13 protein-coding genes are annotated in these 18898 nt (G+C 44.8%); 3 read left to right on the top strand and 10 right to left on the bottom strand.

Features of this window, described 5'->3' with window-relative positions:
- Nucleotides 1-39: 39 nt before the first annotated feature.
- The 8 genes from zwf to CHRO_RS03785 form a co-directional block, all read right to left on the bottom strand.
- Nucleotides 40-1569: a glucose-6-phosphate dehydrogenase gene (gene zwf, locus CHRO_RS03745; protein ID WP_015152852.1), complete on the bottom strand. Its 1530-nt coding sequence runs from the start codon at nucleotides 1567-1569 to the stop codon at nucleotides 40-42.
- 133 nt (nucleotides 1570-1702) lie between these two features.
- On the bottom strand, nucleotides 1703-2848 hold the full coding sequence (tal, locus tag CHRO_RS03750; RefSeq protein WP_015152853.1) for a transaldolase: 1146 nt from the start codon (nucleotides 2846-2848) through the stop codon (nucleotides 1703-1705).
- 161 nt (nucleotides 2849-3009) lie between these two features.
- Nucleotides 3010-4092, bottom strand: a complete 1083-nt coding sequence (gene fbp / locus CHRO_RS03755) for a class 1 fructose-bisphosphatase (RefSeq protein WP_015152854.1) — start codon at nucleotides 4090-4092, stop codon at nucleotides 3010-3012.
- Between the two features lie 440 nt (nucleotides 4093-4532).
- Nucleotides 4533-4847 carry an RNA recognition motif domain-containing protein gene (locus tag CHRO_RS03765; protein WP_015152855.1) on the bottom strand — a complete coding sequence of 105 codons (315 nt, stop codon included), beginning with the start codon at nucleotides 4845-4847 and terminating at the stop codon, nucleotides 4533-4535.
- Nucleotides 4848-5335: 488 nt separating this feature from the next.
- Nucleotides 5336-5554 (bottom strand): ssl0294 family protein, encoded by a 219-nt coding sequence (locus CHRO_RS03770; RefSeq protein ID WP_015152856.1) that lies wholly within the window; start codon nucleotides 5552-5554, stop codon nucleotides 5336-5338.
- Nucleotides 5555-5828: 274 nt separating this feature from the next.
- Nucleotides 5829-9383: a ribonucleoside-triphosphate reductase, adenosylcobalamin-dependent gene (gene nrdJ / locus CHRO_RS03775; RefSeq protein ID WP_015152857.1), complete on the bottom strand. Its 3555-nt coding sequence runs from the start codon at nucleotides 9381-9383 to the stop codon at nucleotides 5829-5831.
- A 148-nt stretch (nucleotides 9384-9531) separates the two neighbouring features.
- A complete protein-coding gene (locus tag CHRO_RS03780) occupies nucleotides 9532-10785 on the bottom strand; it encodes an FAD-dependent oxidoreductase (RefSeq protein ID WP_015152858.1) in 1254 nt (417 codons plus the stop codon).
- A gap of 120 nt (nucleotides 10786-10905) precedes the next feature.
- Nucleotides 10906-11535 carry a TetR/AcrR family transcriptional regulator gene (locus CHRO_RS03785; protein WP_015152859.1) on the bottom strand — a complete coding sequence of 210 codons (630 nt, stop codon included), beginning with the start codon at nucleotides 11533-11535 and terminating at the stop codon, nucleotides 10906-10908.
- Between the two features lie 294 nt (nucleotides 11536-11829).
- Between CHRO_RS03785 and CHRO_RS03790 the strand changes: the two genes are divergently transcribed.
- The 3 genes from CHRO_RS03790 to CHRO_RS03800 all read left to right on the top strand — a co-directional run bounded on the left by CHRO_RS03790 (nucleotide 11830) and on the right by CHRO_RS03800 (nucleotide 16212).
- The gene (locus CHRO_RS03790) at nucleotides 11830-12693 is read left to right on the top strand and encodes a hypothetical protein (protein WP_181824266.1); all 864 of its coding nucleotides are present in this window, start codon (nucleotides 11830-11832) and stop codon (nucleotides 12691-12693) included.
- 183 nt (nucleotides 12694-12876) lie between these two features.
- Nucleotides 12877-15621, top strand: coding sequence for a valine--tRNA ligase (locus CHRO_RS03795; RefSeq protein ID WP_015152861.1), 2745 nt, complete (start codon nucleotides 12877-12879; stop codon nucleotides 15619-15621).
- Nucleotides 15622-15759: 138 nt separating this feature from the next.
- Complete coding sequence (locus CHRO_RS03800) at nucleotides 15760-16212, top strand: hypothetical protein (RefSeq protein WP_015152862.1); 453 nt, start codon at nucleotides 15760-15762, stop codon at nucleotides 16210-16212.
- Nucleotides 16213-16261: 49 nt separating this feature from the next.
- Here CHRO_RS03800 and CHRO_RS03805 read toward each other — a convergent pair whose 3' ends face one another.
- Nucleotides 16262-16546, bottom strand: a complete 285-nt coding sequence (locus CHRO_RS03805) for a hypothetical protein (RefSeq protein ID WP_015152863.1) — start codon at nucleotides 16544-16546, stop codon at nucleotides 16262-16264.
- A gap of 129 nt (nucleotides 16547-16675) precedes the next feature.
- Nucleotides 16676-18736 (bottom strand): ABC1 kinase family protein, encoded by a 2061-nt coding sequence (locus CHRO_RS03810; protein WP_015152864.1) that lies wholly within the window; start codon nucleotides 18734-18736, stop codon nucleotides 16676-16678.
- Nucleotides 18737-18898 lie beyond the last annotated feature (162 nt).

Raw genomic sequence — 18898 nt, forward strand, 5'->3', positions numbered from 1 at the left:
GCCTGTATACAGATTGAGTGCCGATCGGTTCATTGCTATTTACAACCTACGCCAGCGACGACCATCTCGATCGATCAGTAATTCCGCCTCGGTTGGTTCCCATGTCCCTGCTTCGTATTGCGGAATTGTCGCGGGATCGGTAGGCGAATCCCAAACTGAGAGGGCTGGAGTCACTAATTGCCATGCAGCTTCTACTTCGTCGGCTCTAGTGAATAGCGTTTGGTCGCCCATCATGCAATCGAGTAAGAGGCGATCGTATGCGTCGGAAGTTGCTTGTAAGCCAAAGGAACCATAGGTAAAGTCCATATCTACAGAACGAGTTCGTAAAGTTCCCCCTGGCATTTTTACCTCAAAACGCAACGAGATTCCCTCGTTTGGTTGAATTCGCAGCGCCAAGATATTAGCGTTCATCTGCTGTGCTGCCGACTGAAATAACAAATTCGGCACTTCGCGGAAATGAATTGAAATCTCCGAGACTTTTTTGGGCAAGCGCTTACCCGTCCGCAGATAAAAAGGCACTCCCTTCCAACGCCAGTTGTCGATCAAAAACTTCATGGCAACAAACGTAGGAGTTGTAGACTGGGGATTCACCCCTGGTTCTTCTCGATAACCAGGGACGCGCTTGCCTTTCATCCACCCCGCACTATATTGTCCTCGTACTGCCGCACGTTCCAAATTCTGAATATCTGCTAGGCGAGTCGCTTGAATCGCCTTCATTTTCTCCGTACGGATTGAATCGGCATCTAGGGAATTAGGTGCTTCCATTGCTGTGAAGGCAAACAGTTGCATCAAGTGGTTTTGCAACATATCCCGCAATGCCCCAGAGCTTTCATAATATCCCGCTCTGTCTTCTACCCCGACTGTCTCGGCAACTGTAATTTGGACGTGATCGACAAACTGGCGGTTCCACAATGGTTCAAAGATGGCATTCCCAAAGCGAAATACCAGCAAATTTTGGACTGTTTCTTTGCCCAGATAGTGGTCGATCCGGTAGACTTGTTCTTCTTTACAAACTTGCTGCACGACGCGGTTGAGCGATCGCGCCGTTCCCAAATCCCGACCGAAAGGCTTTTCAATCATCAAACGGGTTTTGAGCGGATCTTTGAGCATTTCTGCTTTGCCCAACTGCTGGATGGCTTCTGCAAAAAATTTGGGCGATACGGATAAGTAAAATACGCGGTTGCCTCTGGTTCCCCGCTTTTCATCTAACTCTGCCAAAAAGTTTTTTAGCTTTTGATAGCTTTCGGGATTGTCAATATCTCCGGGGCAATAAAATATACCCTGAGAAAACTCTTGCCATAGGTCTTCCGAACCAATACCGTCAGAAAACTGCTCGATCCCCTCCCGCATTTGTTCGCGGAAGTAATCGTGACTCCATTCTCTGCGTGCTACGCCTACAATTGTAAATTCGGGTGGTAGGCGGCGTTCCCGTCTGAGTTTGTAGAGTGCTGGAACGAGTTTGCGCTGAGTCAGATCTCCCGACGCACCAAAAATGACTAAGATTTGCGGTTCGGGAACTCTCTGTTGTTGCAGCCCCACTCGTAAGGGATTTTCTAGCAACGTGACCATATGAGGGTTAAGGGGTAAGGGGTAAGGGGAAGAAGAGAGCTGAGGAAGCTGAGGAAGCTGAGGGAGCGTCGAAAGAATTTAATTATGAATTGCGAATTCAATTGACTCCCTATCTCCTCGCTCCTCGCTCCTCCTATACAGGTGACAGCTTAGCAACCTTCTCTTCCAAAGACTGCATCAGCGATTCAAAGGGTTTAATGAATTTGTCGATCCCTTCTACGAGTAATTCGTCCATCACTTGGTCGATATCGATCGCCACATCTGGATCTTTTAAGTTTTCAATTAACTTGTATGCTTCCTCGACATTTGACTCGACGCGATTTGCTACGTCGCAGTGGTCGGCACACGCATCAATCGTATTGGGTGGTAATGTATTGACTGTTTCAGGACCGATCAATTCGTCAACGTACATGACATCGCTGTAGTTAGGGTCTTTGGTACTGGTGCTAGCCCACAGCAATCTCTGAACGTTTGCGCCTTTGGCTGCTAATGCTTGCCAGCGATCGCTTTGAATAATTTTCTTGTATTCTTGATAAGCAATCTTAGCGTTGGCGATCGCGACTTTCCCTTTCACGGCTCTTAATTTTGCTTCTTTCTCAATCCGGTCTACGCCTGCTTTGAGGGCATCATCAATTTTCCCGTCAATATTAGAATCGATCCGCGACAGGAAGAAGCTAGCCACAGAAGAAATCTTACTAATATCCTTTCCTTCTGCCGCGCGTTTTTCTAAACCGCGAATATATGCCCAGGCTGTTTCGATGTAACTTTGAACTGAGAACAACAGCGTTACGTTGACATTAATCCCCTCAGAAATGACCTGTTCTACCGCTGGTAAACCTGCATCAGTCCCAGGAATCTTAATCATTACGTTATCCCGCCCGATCTCTTGATAGTAACGACGGGCTTCATTAATTGTCGCCTGGGTATCGTGGGCGATCGTGGGAGGAACTTCAATGCTGACATATCCATCTAGTCCGCCGGAAGCGTCATATACAGGACGCAAGATATCGCAAGCATCGCGGATATCTTTAAAGACTAGGGATTCATAAATTTTGTAAGTTGGCAACCCCGCCCGAATCCCTGCTTCGATGTCAGCATCGTAGATCGCATTACCCGCGATCGCTTTTTCAAAAATCGCTGGGTTAGAGGTGATCCCGCAAATACCTTGATTCTCAACTAAATTCTTCAGCTCTCCAGACTGAACTAAGTCACGGGTCAAATTATCCATCCAAATGCTTTGACCGTATTCTTTGATCTCTAGTAAATGATTTGTTGCCATAATATTTGTATTTCTCAACTCTTCATTGGTTTGCTAGATGGGGAGCGAGGAGCGAGGAGCGAGAGATAAGAGAGCGGGTGATGGGTGGCTGGAATGTCTCCTTGTCTCCCTTGTCTTCCTTGTCCTTTCCCTAACCCCTAGCCCCTAACTCCTCATCCCTCTCATTGTGGTATGCGTGCCTGCGCCCGAATATTCTTTTCCTCTTGGGCTTGGGCGTGTCGCTGAATAAAGGACTCAACTAATGCCACGTCATCTTTACTACCAATAATCAACGGAGTGCGTTGATGCAGTTTTTCTGGCACGACATCCATGATGTCTTGGGTTCCCGTAATTGCTCTGCCTCCTGCTTGCTCGACCAAAAATGCTAAGGGAGCAGATTCATACAGTAGGCGAATTTTACCTTCTGGTTTTTTCACCGTGCCAGGGTAAAGGAACACGCCACCTTGCACTAAAATCCGATGAATGTCACCTACCATAGCTCCACTGTAGCGTGCGGTATAGCCTTCTGTGCGGTGGACGTAACGAATGTATTCTCGGATCGATTCGTCCCATTGCCAGAAGTTGCCTTCGTTGACGCTGTAGACCGAACCGTGTTGCGGCAGTTGAATATTTTCTTCTGAAAGTATGAATTCTCCGAGGCTGGGATCGAGGGTAAAAGAATGTACGCCCTTGCCGATGGAATACACCAAGATGGTGCTAGGACCGTAGAGGATATATCCTGCCGCAATTTGTTTGCTTCCCAATTGCAGTAAGTCTTTTGCCTCTCCATCTAGATCGTTGCCTTCCTGCTGTCGGATGGCGAAGATCGATCCCAGACTCATATTAATATCTGTATTGGATGAACCATCGATTGGGTCGTAAAGCAAGGTATAACGACCAATCGGACAGTTTTCAGGAATGTAATATGGCTTTTCCATTTCTTCGGAAGCCAAGCGACAGACTAAACCACTCTGCTTGAAAACCGAGATAAAGACATCGTTGGCGTAGACATCCAACTTTTTGACTGATTCCCCCTGTACGTTCACGTCTCCGGTAAATCCCAGTACGCCTTCCATCAATCCCGCACGACTGAGGTGACGCGAGATTAACTTGCCAGCGAGGGCAATGCGACTCATTAAGGCGCTCAGATCTTGGGCATCAGCAGAAAAACTTTGCAACTGTTGTAGGACGTGTCGAGACAGTGTTGTACAATCCCGACCGAGTGCAGATTCGTAATCTATTGAGTGTTGGACAGCTTCAGCCATAACGATCGCTCTCTCTGTAGATGAGGGCATGTTGCAAGATTTACCAATAAGGCAGCACCCTGCACTACTATCTTAGGAACTGAATCTAATAGTGGAATCTGACTTTAGATAAACTATAGAAATCACTGCACCTTGCCATGCGCGATCGCCACAATCGTGTTGCTGAGCGATTACGAAATACTGCGATCGCAGCTCGATCTTTAGAGTCTTATTCTCAAACAATGCCGTCAAGCCATCAGTCTAGTTCTTGCCAAGAGCGATTGACAACATGCGTTGAACTGATGACAAGAATTAGATCGAGCCAATTGCGATCGACAAAGCACCGACCAGCAATTATCAGTGTCAGATACTTAACTGGTCAGTGAAAGGGTTGACCCAAATTCAGATTTAAACTATTAATCTTGTTCCGAGTAGTTTCCTACAGAGCGGGGTGATTGTCACTACTCCTGACCAAATCTTGCCCTCACTCCGGCTCCGTTACGCCGATATCCACCGCCGCCACCGCCATTTTCTTCGCGGGGTTTAGCTTTATTGACTCGCAGCTGTCTTCCCATCCATTCTGCACCATCTAATTCAGCAATCGCTGATTCTTCTTGGGCATCCTCGTCCATGTCAACGAAAGCAAATCCGCGCATTCTGCCAGTTTCCCGATCCATCGGTAGGACAATGCGCTTGATCGCGCCATACTCTGCGAATACAGTTCTCAGGTCTTCTTCCGTAGCGCGGTAAGAAAGGTTTCCAACGTAGATAGTCATAATCGGTCGCGTAAGTCTGAACAGAGAGTCAAGTTCAGTCGGGAAATCGAACCTAAAAATTTGCAGTTTCGGCAAACACCAGATTTCAAATTTATCAGTAATCTAGCTTTCAAGATAGACAACCCCAGTCGGTAGCAGCTTCTCAAATTTAACCAGTTACAGGACTGAACTCACACTTACGCATATCATATCGTATGGTTTGTTTATCAAAGGTCTTCTGTATTACAAATACTGCCTAAAAAATTTCTGATAGTTATCATTTAATCTGTTAACTGTTAACAGTTAACAATCACCACTAGACCTCCTGCATGAATCAAAAAATCATGGATGTCATTCTGTTGGCGAAGCCTTCCCGAAGGGTACGCAACGCAGTGTAGTGAAGAATCTCCCAGATGTTTCGCTTCGCGTGTGGATGACAATTCAAGTATTCACGCAGGAGGTCTACTGTAGAGACGCGAAAGATCGCGCCTCTACGTAACTCTCTACCTCTAGTCGATAGAAATGCTTTGGGGACCGCTAGTTTTGCCGTTGCGATCGCCAGATGTGGAAGAATTGTAGCTGGAAGAATCAGACTGGCGATCGAGCCAACTTTTGACTGGATCGTCAGCTAGGCTGAGGCGCAGTACCCCAGAGACAAATCCTCCTAAAAAAGAAACTGGGTGCTGTACCAATTCCTTAAAAATAGGTGCTAGTTCGTCTACAAACATATTTGAATTTCCTCTATGCGTGGCTGCATCTGTACTGTTTGAAATTCTAGCTCTTTATAGAATTGGGAGTCGGGGAGAAGAGAGCTGAGAGAGCTGAGGGAGAGTCGTGGAGTTGGGGGAGAAAGAAAATTCAAAATTCAAAATTTTCCTACACCCCACACTCTACACCCTTTCTTCACTGTCAACTGTCTTCACGTAGCTTGCTTCTCTGCAGGAGTAGTGTAGCGCAGCGTTTACCGTTAACCATCAACTACCAACTACCAATTACCAATCCCTACTTACCTTCTACTTGAGGAAAGAGGCATTTATCTGAATCGCACCCTGCTGGACCTGCTTCATCTAACTCTTGAGCATCATAGCGGCTGAGGGCAGTATAAAAATCATGCACTTGCCGTCGGGAATGCACTTGTTGCATTAATTCTTCGTACTTAGCCTTGGTTATCGGTTCAAATGGCAAGCGGGGAAAAGTTTGTAAGTCGTCAAATCTAGCTAGTAAGGCAGCACTAATATAGCCTTCATCGTTTTGAATGGCTTCATAAATCCGCGTCCCTAATGCTTCTACCTCGTTTTCTCGTAACTCAATTGTTGCGGACGTATTATGAGTGACATAGTATTTCTGCACTTGCATGTAGAAATCCATCTGGGCTGGAGCGCTAAATTTGCTAATTTCAATTTCATCAGCACCAGGTAAATCTGCCCAAGGCACGGCGACAGGAATTTCTACCAACCACTCCATACAACGAGGATCGAAGGGATCGTTCAACAAATTGCCATTTTCGTCTTTGTCCGATTGGGAAGGAATGACAGCATAACCATAATCAATGCAAGCTAGTGCCACTGGATCGTTTTTGCGGAAGGTAATCCGACGAATAAAACGTTGGGCTTTAGGGGGATGCCAGCCAGGAGACGCGCCAGTCAGTAAAGATTTAGTCCCGCTAGGTTGGACTGTGGTACAACGATTAGGGCGTTTAATGTGATGGCGATCGCAATATTCCCACACAACGCGAAACACAATATCCCGCCATCGATTGAGATACTCCCGTTCCTTATTTCTAAAATATTCCGCCATATTCTCAATTCCGAATTCCGAATTCCGAATTCCGAATTCTTCTGGTCTTCCTTGTTCCCACCACCGCAACCAATCTACGCCAAAAGCGCGGACGAAGAAATCGAATAGTCCCGTGAAAGAAACACCCACAATTGGGTCTAATTCCCGACTGAATTGATAGCGGGGTTCGAGAAATTTGTGATTCAACAAAGAAGCGACAGATAAGGCTCCTGCGGTAAAAGCTTCTTCTTGTTCTTGGTCATTCTTAGGGTCAATTTGATTTAAATGAACCTCCGATAAGTTGCAGTGGAAATTAACACCGTGGATCTCGCCGCATGGATTCAAACCATATCTTGAAAGCCTATGTTCTAGCTCTGAAGCTATTATTTCAGGATGGCGATCGCGCAACCAATTTTGAGCTTGTTCTTTTGAGTTTGTGTATGTTTTGATAAATTCTTGTTTTAGCTCTTGGCTAGTCAAAATATCTGCATTACTACGGGCGATTGCTTCTGGCGCATATTGAATCGCTCCTTCACCAGAATAATATTGACTGCGAACGGCGTTAATACATTCTTCTAAAGTTGGTTTTTGATGAAATACGCGGGTATGATTTGCCATTCTCAACGCATCGCGTTCGGGATCGATCCGCCAATTACCATTTTCATCTTGTTGCCAAAGGTTATTTTTAGCATTAGCAAATAATTCATCATTGCTAGTACCTTGGCGCATCCCTGCACTATTGTGAGTTAGGTAGCCATCACAATAAAAACAGTGAGCTTCTTCTACTTCGATATCGTAGGTTTGCACGCAGTCGTAGCTTCCCAAAGCATTTACTGTAACTGGAATATCGAGACAAATATCTGATTCAGCAACGTAGCGTTCGTAATTAGCATCCACATCGCGAGAACCTTGAAATCCCATGCCTCGCATCTCACTATAGCTATATACCTCACGCATTAGCGAACCAGGTATAGTAAATCCATACATCTTCAGTCCTTGGCGTAATTCACCTTTGACTGAATGCAGTGCAATTAAGGCATTATATTGATTTTTTAAAGCAGGTATTGTGACATTGTATTTTACTTGCCAATTTTCTATTTGCGGACGAGTTAGCTTTACTCTTCCAGCAATTCCCAAACTGGAAAGAACAGCAGCTACTTGTCTAGCAAATGAGCGATAAACTGTTGTCACTAAATGAGGTGGTCTATTATTAATTGCACCATCACTATCCATTAAACCTGCTAGATAAGCAGCTCTGATGTCAACCGAACCTTGCAAAATAAAATCAGGAATTTCTATCGCTTTATTCGGTTGTTTGATGTATTTATGGAAATATTCAGCTAAGCGAATAGAAGTGACACGCGATCGCAGTGTATTTTCATTTGAGAGCAGTACATGCGTTACCTTAAGTCCAAATAAAGCTAGAGCGCGATCGATCTTATCGTGAATTTTGGCAGCGAGTTTTTCATCTAAGCTGCTACAAGCCCAAGAAATTGCTCCATAAGGTTTTCCATGCTTATTTCTACCTAAACTAACATATCCATCACCATGAGTCAGACCAATTAGCCATGCCACGTCAGGAGTTAATTCGGGGATACTAATTGGGCTAGCATTTCTACTTTGAATCGGTCGTTTTGTAGTAAAATCTCGTGGCAATTGAGTCACAGTACCAGGAAGAACCTGAGCATTGTGCATGAGGCGATCGCCTTCTACTAAATCTCCAATTCGCTGCCAATTAATCTTACCTTTAGCATCAGCTAAAACGGCAATACGATGATTTAAAGTAGCGCGGGGAAAAGTACCATTTGTCTCAATTTCGTAGACTTCTTGAACGCCTTGGTCAAATTTATCAATCACATGTCGAAAACCAAGTGGAGTTTGTACCAAATCTCCAATTTGGATATCTCGAATTGGTATAAGTCCTTTTGATGTATGTACTAAAGCATCTTCAGGTAAACAGCGGCGAACATTGCCTGCGACAACTACAACAGCAGCTTCATCTATTAATAAACAACACTCAACTGAATTCAGTTTTCTGCCTACAGCTTTATTTAAAATTGCCGCACAGCGTTGATACAATTCTGGCAATTTAATCGGGTTAGCAACGCCGCCAAAGCCTTTTAAAATTTCCCCTGCGGGACGGATGTTACTTAAATTGACGCTAACATGTACGATACCCGAAAAGGCATCGTTAGTTGATAGTTCTAACAAAGTTTGATAGGACTTAACCCAACCTCGACGGCTATCACCCACAAGAATATTGACGATATTCCCTTCGATTTGTACTTCTGTCTCTTCTCTCCGTTCTGAAGCGGGATTTGTGCCAATTTCTCCTTCTACAGTGACGTGGAGGCGGTTGCGAATTACAGGCAATTGGTTAATGTACTGGGGTTCGAGGATTGCACCCGTACCGCAGCCCATCATTGCCAAGTCCATCATCAAGCCAAAAGCCCGCCAGTCTACCACGTTGGTAGAAGTACAGTTATAAGCGCCAGAAAAGTTTTCTGGGCGAGAAATCCATTCCGTACCTCCTACCCACAGCCAGCGTCCGCTTGGGAGAGATTTCATCTCCTTTTGCATTTTTTCGAGAATAGCGGCTTCTGCTGGGGTGAGTTTACCCAATTCCACTAGCCCGCGCAGGGTGCGATCGCATACTTGTTCCCAAGTCTCGCGCCCACCTCCTATCCGCCGACTATACGTTCTGAAGAAGACTGGATTTGCAGCTGGGGCAGTTTCGGGAAACTGGGTGGTTTGGGTTAAGCGCTGTAGCTCTCGCACCATAGTAGAGTCGTGATAAAAAAAGGTTTTGCTGAAGAAAAAGCCCTGGATGTTCAAGGCAATAGATTAAGACTATACGCGATTTACATATAGTGGTAAAGATTGAAAAATTACTCAATCTGCGCTAGCTCTAGGGCAAGAATAAGAAAAGTTAAGTTTTTACATGCACGGGTACTAACCCAAAGGCAATGAACCGCGCTAGCAAGTCACGTAGAATAGACAGCCGTAACAAACTTGGCACTTGGAACTTTTGCCCTGGATTGAGGGCTTTAGCAAGAATTTGCTTTTGGATTAAAGACTGAAACACTTGGATACATCGCGTGGGTAACTCACGACGACGCTGAACTTTGGCTAAGTCCTGTAGCTGCAATCTACCAGTTCTTAGTGGTTCGCTCAGCAGGTTTGCCGCGACTACGGCATCTTGAATCGCATAGTTGATCCCTACTCCACCAACGGGTGACATGACATGAGCAGCGTCACCAATTAATAGTAAGCCAGAACTATACCATTGCGGTAGGCGGTTCGACTCAACCGAGAGAAATGCTACTTGCGACCACTCTTTGAGTAATTCCACGCGATCGCTAAATTCCGGCACTACCTCAACAATAGACTTTCTCAACGCCTCCAATCCCGCCGCCCGCAAATCTTGGTAGCCACCTTTAGGAATGACATAGGCAATCTGCCAGGAATCATCGCGATCGATCGTTACTAAAATATGACCGCTACCGATACGACCATTCAACCCTTCTGGTTCATCCGGTCGGCGCGGAAGACGAAACCACAGCACGTCCATAGGTGGCGAGGTCTCAATTGGCTGAAATCCAGCTAGTTGACGTAGGCGGGAATGACGACCATCTGCACCAACTGTAAGCTGCGCCCTGACTTCATGCCAACCGCCATGTCCGCGATAGCGCACGCCTCGGACTCCTCCATCTGCCACAATTAATTCTTGTACGTTTGCGCCCAACACGAGTTGAAAGTTGGGATACTGTTTTGCCTCCTCGGTGATAAATTCCAAAAATTTTACTTGGGGCATCACCGTGATGTATTGATAGCGTGTTTTCAAGTGACTGAAATCAGCTATTGGGAAAGTTTTCCCATCTGTGCGAATACTCAGCTGGCGTAGTTTGGTGTGGCGCAGCTCAAGCAAGCGATCTGCTAAGCCTAATTCTGCCAAGATCTCCATCACAGACGGGTGAATGGTATCACCCCGAAAGTCGCGATCGAAATCTTTGTGTGCTTCCAGCAGCATCACAGGTATACCTTGACGGGTCAACAGCAGCGCCAATACTGCTCCTGCCGGACCACTGCCCACAATACAGCAGGTTGTCGTTTGTCGGTCTAAAATGTCATGCTGCGGGGATACAGCATCAGTTGGCGATGTGGGAGTTATATCGTTCGTCATCTCAAAAACTCCTTAAAATTTTCAAAATCATTGGACTTGTTTTTGATTGATTGGTTAATCAAAAAGACCCGAAAAAATGTCCTAAAGCTGAATTGCGTGAATTATTCCTACCCCGTATCCCTACTCATCGATGGGAACAACTAATGTCCCTTGTAAGAAAACTTTGACCGCAGTTTCTACCATCACTTCTGCACTAAGCTGCTGTGCGTCGGGTTGCATGAAGACCTCCCGCGTTAGTAAATATGCCACAAAAGAACCAGCGAAACAGCGTGCTGCTGCGTTTGGATTCATCGGTTTGAGTACGCCAGCAGCCATCTGTTGTTCTAAATAACCAGACAAGAAAGCCACCGAACGACTAGGACCAATTCGATTTACTATTTCTGCAACGTGCGGCTGCCGAATTGCTTCTCCCATGATGAGTTTGAATAGAGCCAGCGATGTAGGATTTTCAGCCATTCTGAGAAAAGCATGACCGAACAGAGTTAACACATCCTCTATTGGTTTGGTCATTAACTCATCGCTATGGCTCAGTAGTTGCAGTAAAGGTAAACGTTGTTCGATAACTTGCTCAAACAGATCGCTTTTATCCTTGAAATAGTGATAAATCAACCCAGGGGAACCAATACCGGATGCAGCAGCAATATCTTTATTAGTTGCTTTCTCAAAGCCTTTGCTAGCAAAAACTTGTAAAGCACCATCAATAATTTGCTGTCGCTTATCCTCAAAATCGCGATCGTCGCGTGGGGGCATTGTTCCGTCCTAAGTAAGTCAAAAGTTAAAAGTCAAAAGTCAAAATATTGAAACTCTATTTTCAGAATAACATTGATTGATTAGTCAATTAAAAAATTGACATGATTTTACAAAATAGATATCACTCCTCGGTTTAGAGTGTTAGTTTATACAAACAAGTGTAATTTTGAGTCAGTGCGATCGCGGCAGGTAATATATGGTAGTTGTAGGCGATCGCTCTTGCTTTAAGTTACTAAGTATCCGCCTTTAGTCTTGTTCCTAAATTTTTAGTAAAGAATTACTATGTTAAAAATTATGCCAAACAGACAAAGAGAGCGATTGAGCTATAAGGCAGTTAGAACGATAGCAATATTTTGCCTAGTGTTTTTAGGATCGTGTAGCGATCGCAAACCTGATGTATCGATCTCTAGCCAGTCTTCCCAGCAACAGACATCTACTTCATTGCTAAAAACTACCTATCCTAAATCGTATCCACTGAAACTACAAACAATAGGTGAATTTCATGGAAATGAAGTTCAAGCAAAATCGGGAGAACAATGGCTGGGACTGTTTGCTACACCAAAAGGTTTTGAGTTATTACCAACAAAGATTATGGTGAATACCGTTCGCGATTACGTTATCGACTTAGATGAAACGAAAAAAACTGGAAAAAAAGTTATCACCAACCAAAAAAGTCAACCTATTTTTTTAGTTAAAGGTGCAGCTTATCTCAAGCCAGGGATAGTTAAAACTGTGTTTTCAGAGCAGCAGTATTTGACTCCTAACAAAGTTCTCAATCTGAGTTTGAATAGCGCAATAGATAGTGACTATCAGATAGCAATTGAAGATAAACAAAATCTCGAAAATAAAGAATTTTCATTTGAACGTCAGAGTAACACTAAAACTAGGAAATATATTTTTTCGGTTTCTGATAATTCTTCTATTAGTCAAAATTTACAAGAATTTCAACATCATTATAGTAATAACGAACTACCCAGCGATCGCAAACCTCCCTCAGTTTTTTGGGCAGGCGATTTAGATAGGGATGGAAAACTCGACTTACTTATCGAGTCGGCAAGTCATGCTAATGTCTCCAGTCTCACATTATTTTTATCTTCACCTGCAAAAGAGAATAAATTATTAGAACCAGTAGCTCAATTTGTGACTCAAGGATGTTAGAGATCGATAGCAATAGATAATTAGAGCGATCGTTCTCCTCGCAGACATTAAAATTTAGAAAGGCTAAGAATCAGCTGTATTCACCAAAGACGAATGACGAATGACGAATCACAGTACTTGTTCTACCTCCACCTTGCGCTATGGCAAAATATTAAATAATTCACTGCATTCCGTCTTCCCGACATGACAGCAACCATTCCTAACCTGCCTAGCCTCTACGACCCCTTCACCACTGAAGCCAAGTGGCAAAAGTTTTGGGAAGACAACCAAGTGTATAAAGCAGACCCCCAGCGCGGCGGGGAACCCTACTGCATCGTCATTCCTCCTCCAAACGTGACTGGTAGCCTCCACATGGGTCACGCCTTCGATAACACGCTGATAGATTCCCTGATCCGCTACCATCGCATGAAGGGATACAATGCCCTATATCTCCCTGGAACCGACCACGCCAGTATTGCAGTTCACACAATTTTGGAAAAGCAACTGCAAGCAGAAGGCAAAACCCGCTACGAACTCGGACGGGAGAAATTTCTCGAACGCGCTTGGCAGTGGAAAGACTCATCTAAGGGTACAATTGTCGGTCAACTGCGCCGCTTGGGAGTTTCCGTAGATTGGTCGCGGGAACGCTTCACGATGGATGAAGGCTTAAACAAAGCAGTTATAGAAGAGTTTGTCCGATTTCACGAAGAAGGACTAATTTATCGCAGCAAATATTTAGTAAACTGGTGTCCCGCCACTCAGTCAGCAGTATCCGATTTAGAAGTAGAAAATAAAGAAGTCAACGGGCATTTATGGCACTTCCGCTATCCATTAACTGATGGATCTGGATCTGTAGAATTAGCAACAACGCGACCGGAGACAATGTTAGGCGATACGGCTGTCGCGGTAAATCCAAATGACGATCGCTACAAACATTTAATTGGTAAAACCCTAACTTTACCAATTATGCAGCGAGAAATTCCGGTAATTGGCGATGAATTTGTCGATCCTGAATTTGGAACGGGTTGCGTTAAAGTGACTCCCGCCCACGACCCGAACGATTTTGAGATGGGTCAGCGTCACGATCTGCCGTTTATTAATATTATGAATAAAGACGGTACGCTGAATGAAAATGCGGGAGATTTTCAAGGACAAGATCGATTTGTTGCCCGTAAAAATGTCGTCAAACGGTTAGAAGCCGATGGATTTCTCGTCAAAGTAGAAGAATACAAACATGCTGTACCGTATAGCGATCGCGGTAAGGTTCCGATTGAACCCCTACTTTCAACTCAGTGGTTCGTCAAAATTCGTCCTTTAGCCGATCGCACTCTATCATTTCTAGACGAGCAAAATTCGCCTCAGTTCGTTCCCCAACGTTGGACGAAGGTTTATCGCGACTGGCTAGTTAAACTCAGAGATTGGTGTATTTCGCGTCAACTATGGTGGGGGCATCAAATTCCGGCTTGGTATGCTGTCAGCGAGACAGGTGGAGAAATTACTGACAATACGCCGTTCGTTGTCGCACGAAGCGAAGCAGAAGCACGGGAAAAAGCTAACGCACAGTTTGGCGCGGATGTCAAGCTGGAACAAGACCCAGACGTATTAGATACGTGGTTTTCTTCGGGATTATGGCCCTTTTCTACTTTAGGCTGGCCCGATCGCACTGAGGACTTAGAATTTTACTATCCTACCGCTACCCTAGTCACGGGATTTGACATTATCTTCTTTTGGGTGGCAAGAATGACCATGCTAGGGGGGCATTTTACCGGACAGATGCCGTTCAAGGATGTTTACATCCACGGGTTGGTATTGGATGAAAATGGTAAGAAAATGTCCAAGTCAGCGGGAAATGGGATCGATCCGCTGTTACTAATGGATAAATATGGGACAGATGCCTTACGCTACACCTTGGTGAAAGAAGTTGTCGGCGCGGGACAAGATATTCGGTTGGATTACAATCGTCAAAAAGATGAATCGGCTTCTGTGGAAGCTTCCCGCAACTTTGCCAATAAATTGTGGAACGCCGCCCGATTTGTAATGATGAATTTGGATGGCAAAACCCCGCAACAATTAGGTGTAGAGGCGTTGCACGCAACGTCTCTACAATTGTCCGATCGCTGGATTCTCTCTCGCTACCACCAGGTGGTCAAACAATCTACAGATTACATTGATAATTACGGATTGGGAGAAGCGGCAAAAGGTTTATATGAATTCATCTGGGGCGATTTCTGCGACTGGTATATCGAATTAGTCAAATCGCGGCTATTTCAGAAAGATGCCGAGGGCGCAGCGTCGCGGCTGGTAGCACAACAAACTCTTGCCTACGTTTTAGAAGGTATACTCAAACTCCTGCATCCCTTTATGCCTCATATTACTGAGGAAATTTGGCACACGCTGACGCAATCAGAAGAGGGGCAGAGTATATCCGTACAACCATATCCAGAATCAGATGCGACTCTAATTGACTCAGAATTAGAGCAGCAATTTGAATTGTTAATTGAGGCAATTCGTACCCTGCGCAACCTACGGGCGGAAGCAGGAATTAAGCCAGGGGTAAAGGTAAAAGCGGTAATGCAAAGTGAAAGCGATCGCGAACGCCAAATTTTGACAAGTAGTGAATTGTATATTCAAGACCTTGCCAAAGTCGAGTCACTGACGATAACTTCAGCTTTAGAAACAGCATTAGAACCTGCGATCGCCGATGTTGTCGGTACGGTACAAGTCCTAATTCCTTTGGCGGGAGTTGTTGATGTCGCCGTACTCAAAGCTAAGCTAGAAAAAAGCCTTAGTAAAGCCCAAGCTGAAGCCAAATCTCTCTCGGCGCGACTATCTAACCCTACCTTTGTTGATAAAGCCCCTGCTGATGTCGTCCAAGGCGCTAAGGATGCTTTAGCCGAAGCAGAAAAACAGATTGAAATTCTCCAAGCCCGATTGCGTTTGTTGAAATAGAGACAAGGGGGACAAGGAGGACAAGGGGGACAAGGGAGACAAGGAGCAACTACCAATTACCAACTACCAACCACCAACATCCCACACCCCACACCCCACACCCCACACCCTTTCTTCACTCACCACTCACCACTCACGATGTTCTACCTCGCTCAAATTATCAAGTACGGTATCTCTGGTAAGTTAGGCTTAAAATTGCTGGCAAGTCAGGAAGCAGAGCATACTTGGATATTGGTAAGCGATCGCAGCGCTATTCTCGATGTGGAAACTACGATTGGCGATCGCTGTCCTTTTACCCTGGCTGAGGGTTTGTTGGTATTAGCAGAACTCTCGCCTGATTGCTGCCAAGTTTACAGCCTTCACAATGCTACGGATTGGGTGATGGAATTAGTCCAAACCTATCTCACTAGTGGCATTACTCCATTATTTTTGCAACAAGAAATGGAACGGGCAGAAAAATGGCGACAAACCCTAACTTTACAGACGCAAGAGTTATCTCGACGGGCGTTAGAAGTGGAAGCTAGACGAGAACAAATTCAGGCTTTGGAAACGAATGTGAGGCGAGAACAAGAGGAAGATGAAACTGGCTAAATGGTAATGGGTAATAGGTAGTTGGGAAAGTGTTAAAAGTTAAAATTGCCTAGTGAGGTTTTACAGTCTGCCAGAGAGCATCTACCTCTTCTGGTTGGTAAATATCTTGATTTGCGAGTTCTACGAGATCGAGTAATCGTCTATGTAAAAATGTTTTGGCAACTTTTAGGATCTCGCTGTCTGGATAATTTGGATGCACCCAAACATTCACAATAACAGGCTCTATTCCGTTCGACTGTAAGGTAAATTTTACTTTATGAAATGGTTCTGTAAAGCCTGGTCTTTCTTGATTCTGATAAATTTCTACATTCTCAACTTTGCCACCAAAATACATAGATTCTCCTTGCAATTAGAGAGCGCGCTTTCATTTTCAGATTAGGGTTGCCCACCCTAATACTAACGGGTGATTGCAATTACCAATTACCCATTACCCATTACCCATTACCCATTACCAATTACCCTTTTAAACCTTTGCGGGTGGTAACACTAGCCGATCGCGTGCATCTGGTTTATAACCGTTGCTGTAATTATCTTCTGGTGTAATTAATAATTCCCGCAACAAACGGGCGATCGCCTTTTGCGTTAACTGACTGGCGAGTTGCTGCCCGATTCTTTGAGTCTCTGGTTTTGTCAACACCTGTGTTAATTGCGGAATTAATTGTGCGGGGTCGAAACCACGAGTTTCTTGTAAAATTCCCCAAATACGCTTAATATGCTCCAAAGTTTGCTGTTGCTCGGAAGAAGCACCTGGAGTTTCATGAATTGCCATTGCCAAACGATTTCCCAATGGAACGCGATCGAATGTATCTCGCAGCCTGGATGTGACGGCGTGTAAGGTATTTCGACTCACAGCATCTACACTCTTAACGATCTCATCTACCAGGCGATCGCGAATAAAAGCCCCGCGTTCGGATGAGAGAAAATCAATCATTTGATTCAAGACAATATTAAAGTCATAGTCCTGATTGCCACGGGCATTGCGTAACAAGTTTTCTAAGCGATTCCAGCGGAACGTCCCTTCTTTAAACAGCAAATCTTTTAATGATGCGCGCAACTCTGGCGCGGGATCGATCAACAAACGCTTTGCAACGTAAGGATAAGCGGCACTGAGAACTTTAAAATCAGGTTCGATCCGAATGGCAATTCCTTCTAACGTCACCAGAGAGCGAATGATCAAAGCGTAATATGCTGGGACGCGGAAAGGATATTCATACATTAAATTCGACAGTTCGTCAGTAATACTTTTAATATTTAATTCCGATACGCTAGCACCCAAGGCGGCGTTAAATACCTTAGCAAAAGCAGGGACGATGGGTGTTAAATCTGTATCTGGAGTCAAAAACTCCAGTTTCACATAGTCCTGTGCTAAAGAGTCAAAATCACGATTTACCAAGTGGACGATCGCTTCAATCAATCCGTACCTTTGGGCTGGCTTGATCTCGCTCATCATGCCAAAGTCTAAATATGCCAACTTCCCATCGGGCGTGGCAAGTAAATTCCCTGGGTGAGGATCGGCGTGGAAAAATCCATTTTCCAATAGCTGACGCAGCGAACACTGCACCCCAACTTCAATGATGTGTTGGGCATCTATTCCTTGGGCGCGAATCGCTTCTACCTGCGTCAGCTTCGTTCCGGTAATCCACTCCATCGTCAAGACTCGGCGCTGGGTGTATTGCCAATAGATTTTGGGGACGTAAATATCTGGTAAATATCCGTAGTATTCGGTAAAACGTTCGGCGTTTTCGCCCTCCTGAACGTAGTCCATTTCTTCAAAAATGCGATATCCAAACTCGTCGAGAATATCGACTAAGTTACTGCGGATGCGCTTAAAAGTTTTGTTTGCCCAAGCTGCCAGACGACGAATGATATATAAGTCAATAGTAATGCGATCGCGTAAGTCTGGGCGCTGTACCTTCACCGCCACATCTTCCCCAGTCTTTAGCTTACCCTTATACACTTGCCCTAAAGAAGCAGCAGCAATCGGATTGGCAGACAGTTCGGCATAAATTTCTTCGGGAGTTTGCCCCAATTCCTCTTGAATAAAACGGTAGGCGATCGCATTATCAAAAGGTGGTAGCTGATCTTGCAGTTGTGTTAGTTCCTCTAAATATCCAGGTGGAACTAAATCGGGGCGAGTAGAAAGAGCTTGACCGATTTTGATATAAGCTGGACCAAGTTGCGTCAACAATTCTCTTAACTGAACTGCCCTACGCTGCTGCATTTTTAAGCTGCGTCCCCATTGCTTATCCCACCACAAACCAAAAGCAAAGGAAAAACAGGGCAGCAGAACCGCAAAAATTCTCCCAATAACCTGAAAAGGACGACGACTGTAATATGCAGCGATCGCTTCCGGTTCGTATCTTAATGCAAATTCCGGCTCGATCGAGCTGTGTCCAATTTCTGTAGCGTGTCTTGGCACAACATCTGTGCTAGTCACGGGGCTATCTGTCGTTACTTCTACGTAACTGTTCCCTGTTTGGCTGTCCAACTGCTGAGGATTTGGGGAAACCTGCTTCACATTCATGAATTTGGTGACGCTTGGGCGTGAGTTTGCTAACTATTGTAACAATTTGTTACCTAAAAAGTTGTCGCAATACCCGAAGGCTACCGGACTTAAGATAGAAATTTGCTATCACTCCGATAGCGATCGCACTGCACCAACGTCATCATTATCGCTTTTTAGTTC

It is taken from the genome of Chroococcidiopsis thermalis PCC 7203, assembly GCF_000317125.1.
Lineage (GTDB): Bacteria > Cyanobacteriota > Cyanobacteriia > Cyanobacteriales > Chroococcidiopsidaceae > Chroococcidiopsis > Chroococcidiopsis thermalis.

Coding starts and splice junctions, on each gene's coding strand:
- tal (WP_015152853.1), bottom strand. CDS start 2,848: ATGGCAACAAATCATTTACTAGAGATCAAAGAATACGGTCAAAGCATT.
- fbp (WP_015152854.1), bottom strand. CDS start 4,092: ATGGCTGAAGCTGTCCAACACTCAATAGATTACGAATCTGCACTCGGT.
- nrdJ (WP_015152857.1), bottom strand. CDS start 9,383: ATGGTGCGAGAGCTACAGCGCTTAACCCAAACCACCCAGTTTCCCGAA.
- CHRO_RS03790 (WP_181824266.1), top strand. CDS start 11,830: ATGCCAAACAGACAAAGAGAGCGATTGAGCTATAAGGCAGTTAGAACG.
- CHRO_RS03810 (WP_015152864.1), bottom strand. CDS start 18,736: ATGAATGTGAAGCAGGTTTCCCCAAATCCTCAGCAGTTGGACAGCCAA.
- CHRO_RS03800 (WP_015152862.1), top strand. CDS start 15,760: ATGTTCTACCTCGCTCAAATTATCAAGTACGGTATCTCTGGTAAGTTA.
- CHRO_RS03805 (WP_015152863.1), bottom strand. CDS start 16,546: ATGTATTTTGGTGGCAAAGTTGAGAATGTAGAAATTTATCAGAATCAA.
- zwf (WP_015152852.1), bottom strand. CDS start 1,569: ATGGTCACGTTGCTAGAAAATCCCTTACGAGTGGGGCTGCAACAACAG.
- CHRO_RS03795 (WP_015152861.1), top strand. CDS start 12,877: ATGACAGCAACCATTCCTAACCTGCCTAGCCTCTACGACCCCTTCACC.
- CHRO_RS03780 (WP_015152858.1), bottom strand. CDS start 10,785: ATGACGAACGATATAACTCCCACATCGCCAACTGATGCTGTATCCCCG.
- CHRO_RS03765 (WP_015152855.1), bottom strand. CDS start 4,847: ATGACTATCTACGTTGGAAACCTTTCTTACCGCGCTACGGAAGAAGAC.
- CHRO_RS03770 (WP_015152856.1), bottom strand. CDS start 5,554: ATGTTTGTAGACGAACTAGCACCTATTTTTAAGGAATTGGTACAGCAC.
- CHRO_RS03785 (WP_015152859.1), bottom strand. CDS start 11,535: ATGCCCCCACGCGACGATCGCGATTTTGAGGATAAGCGACAGCAAATT.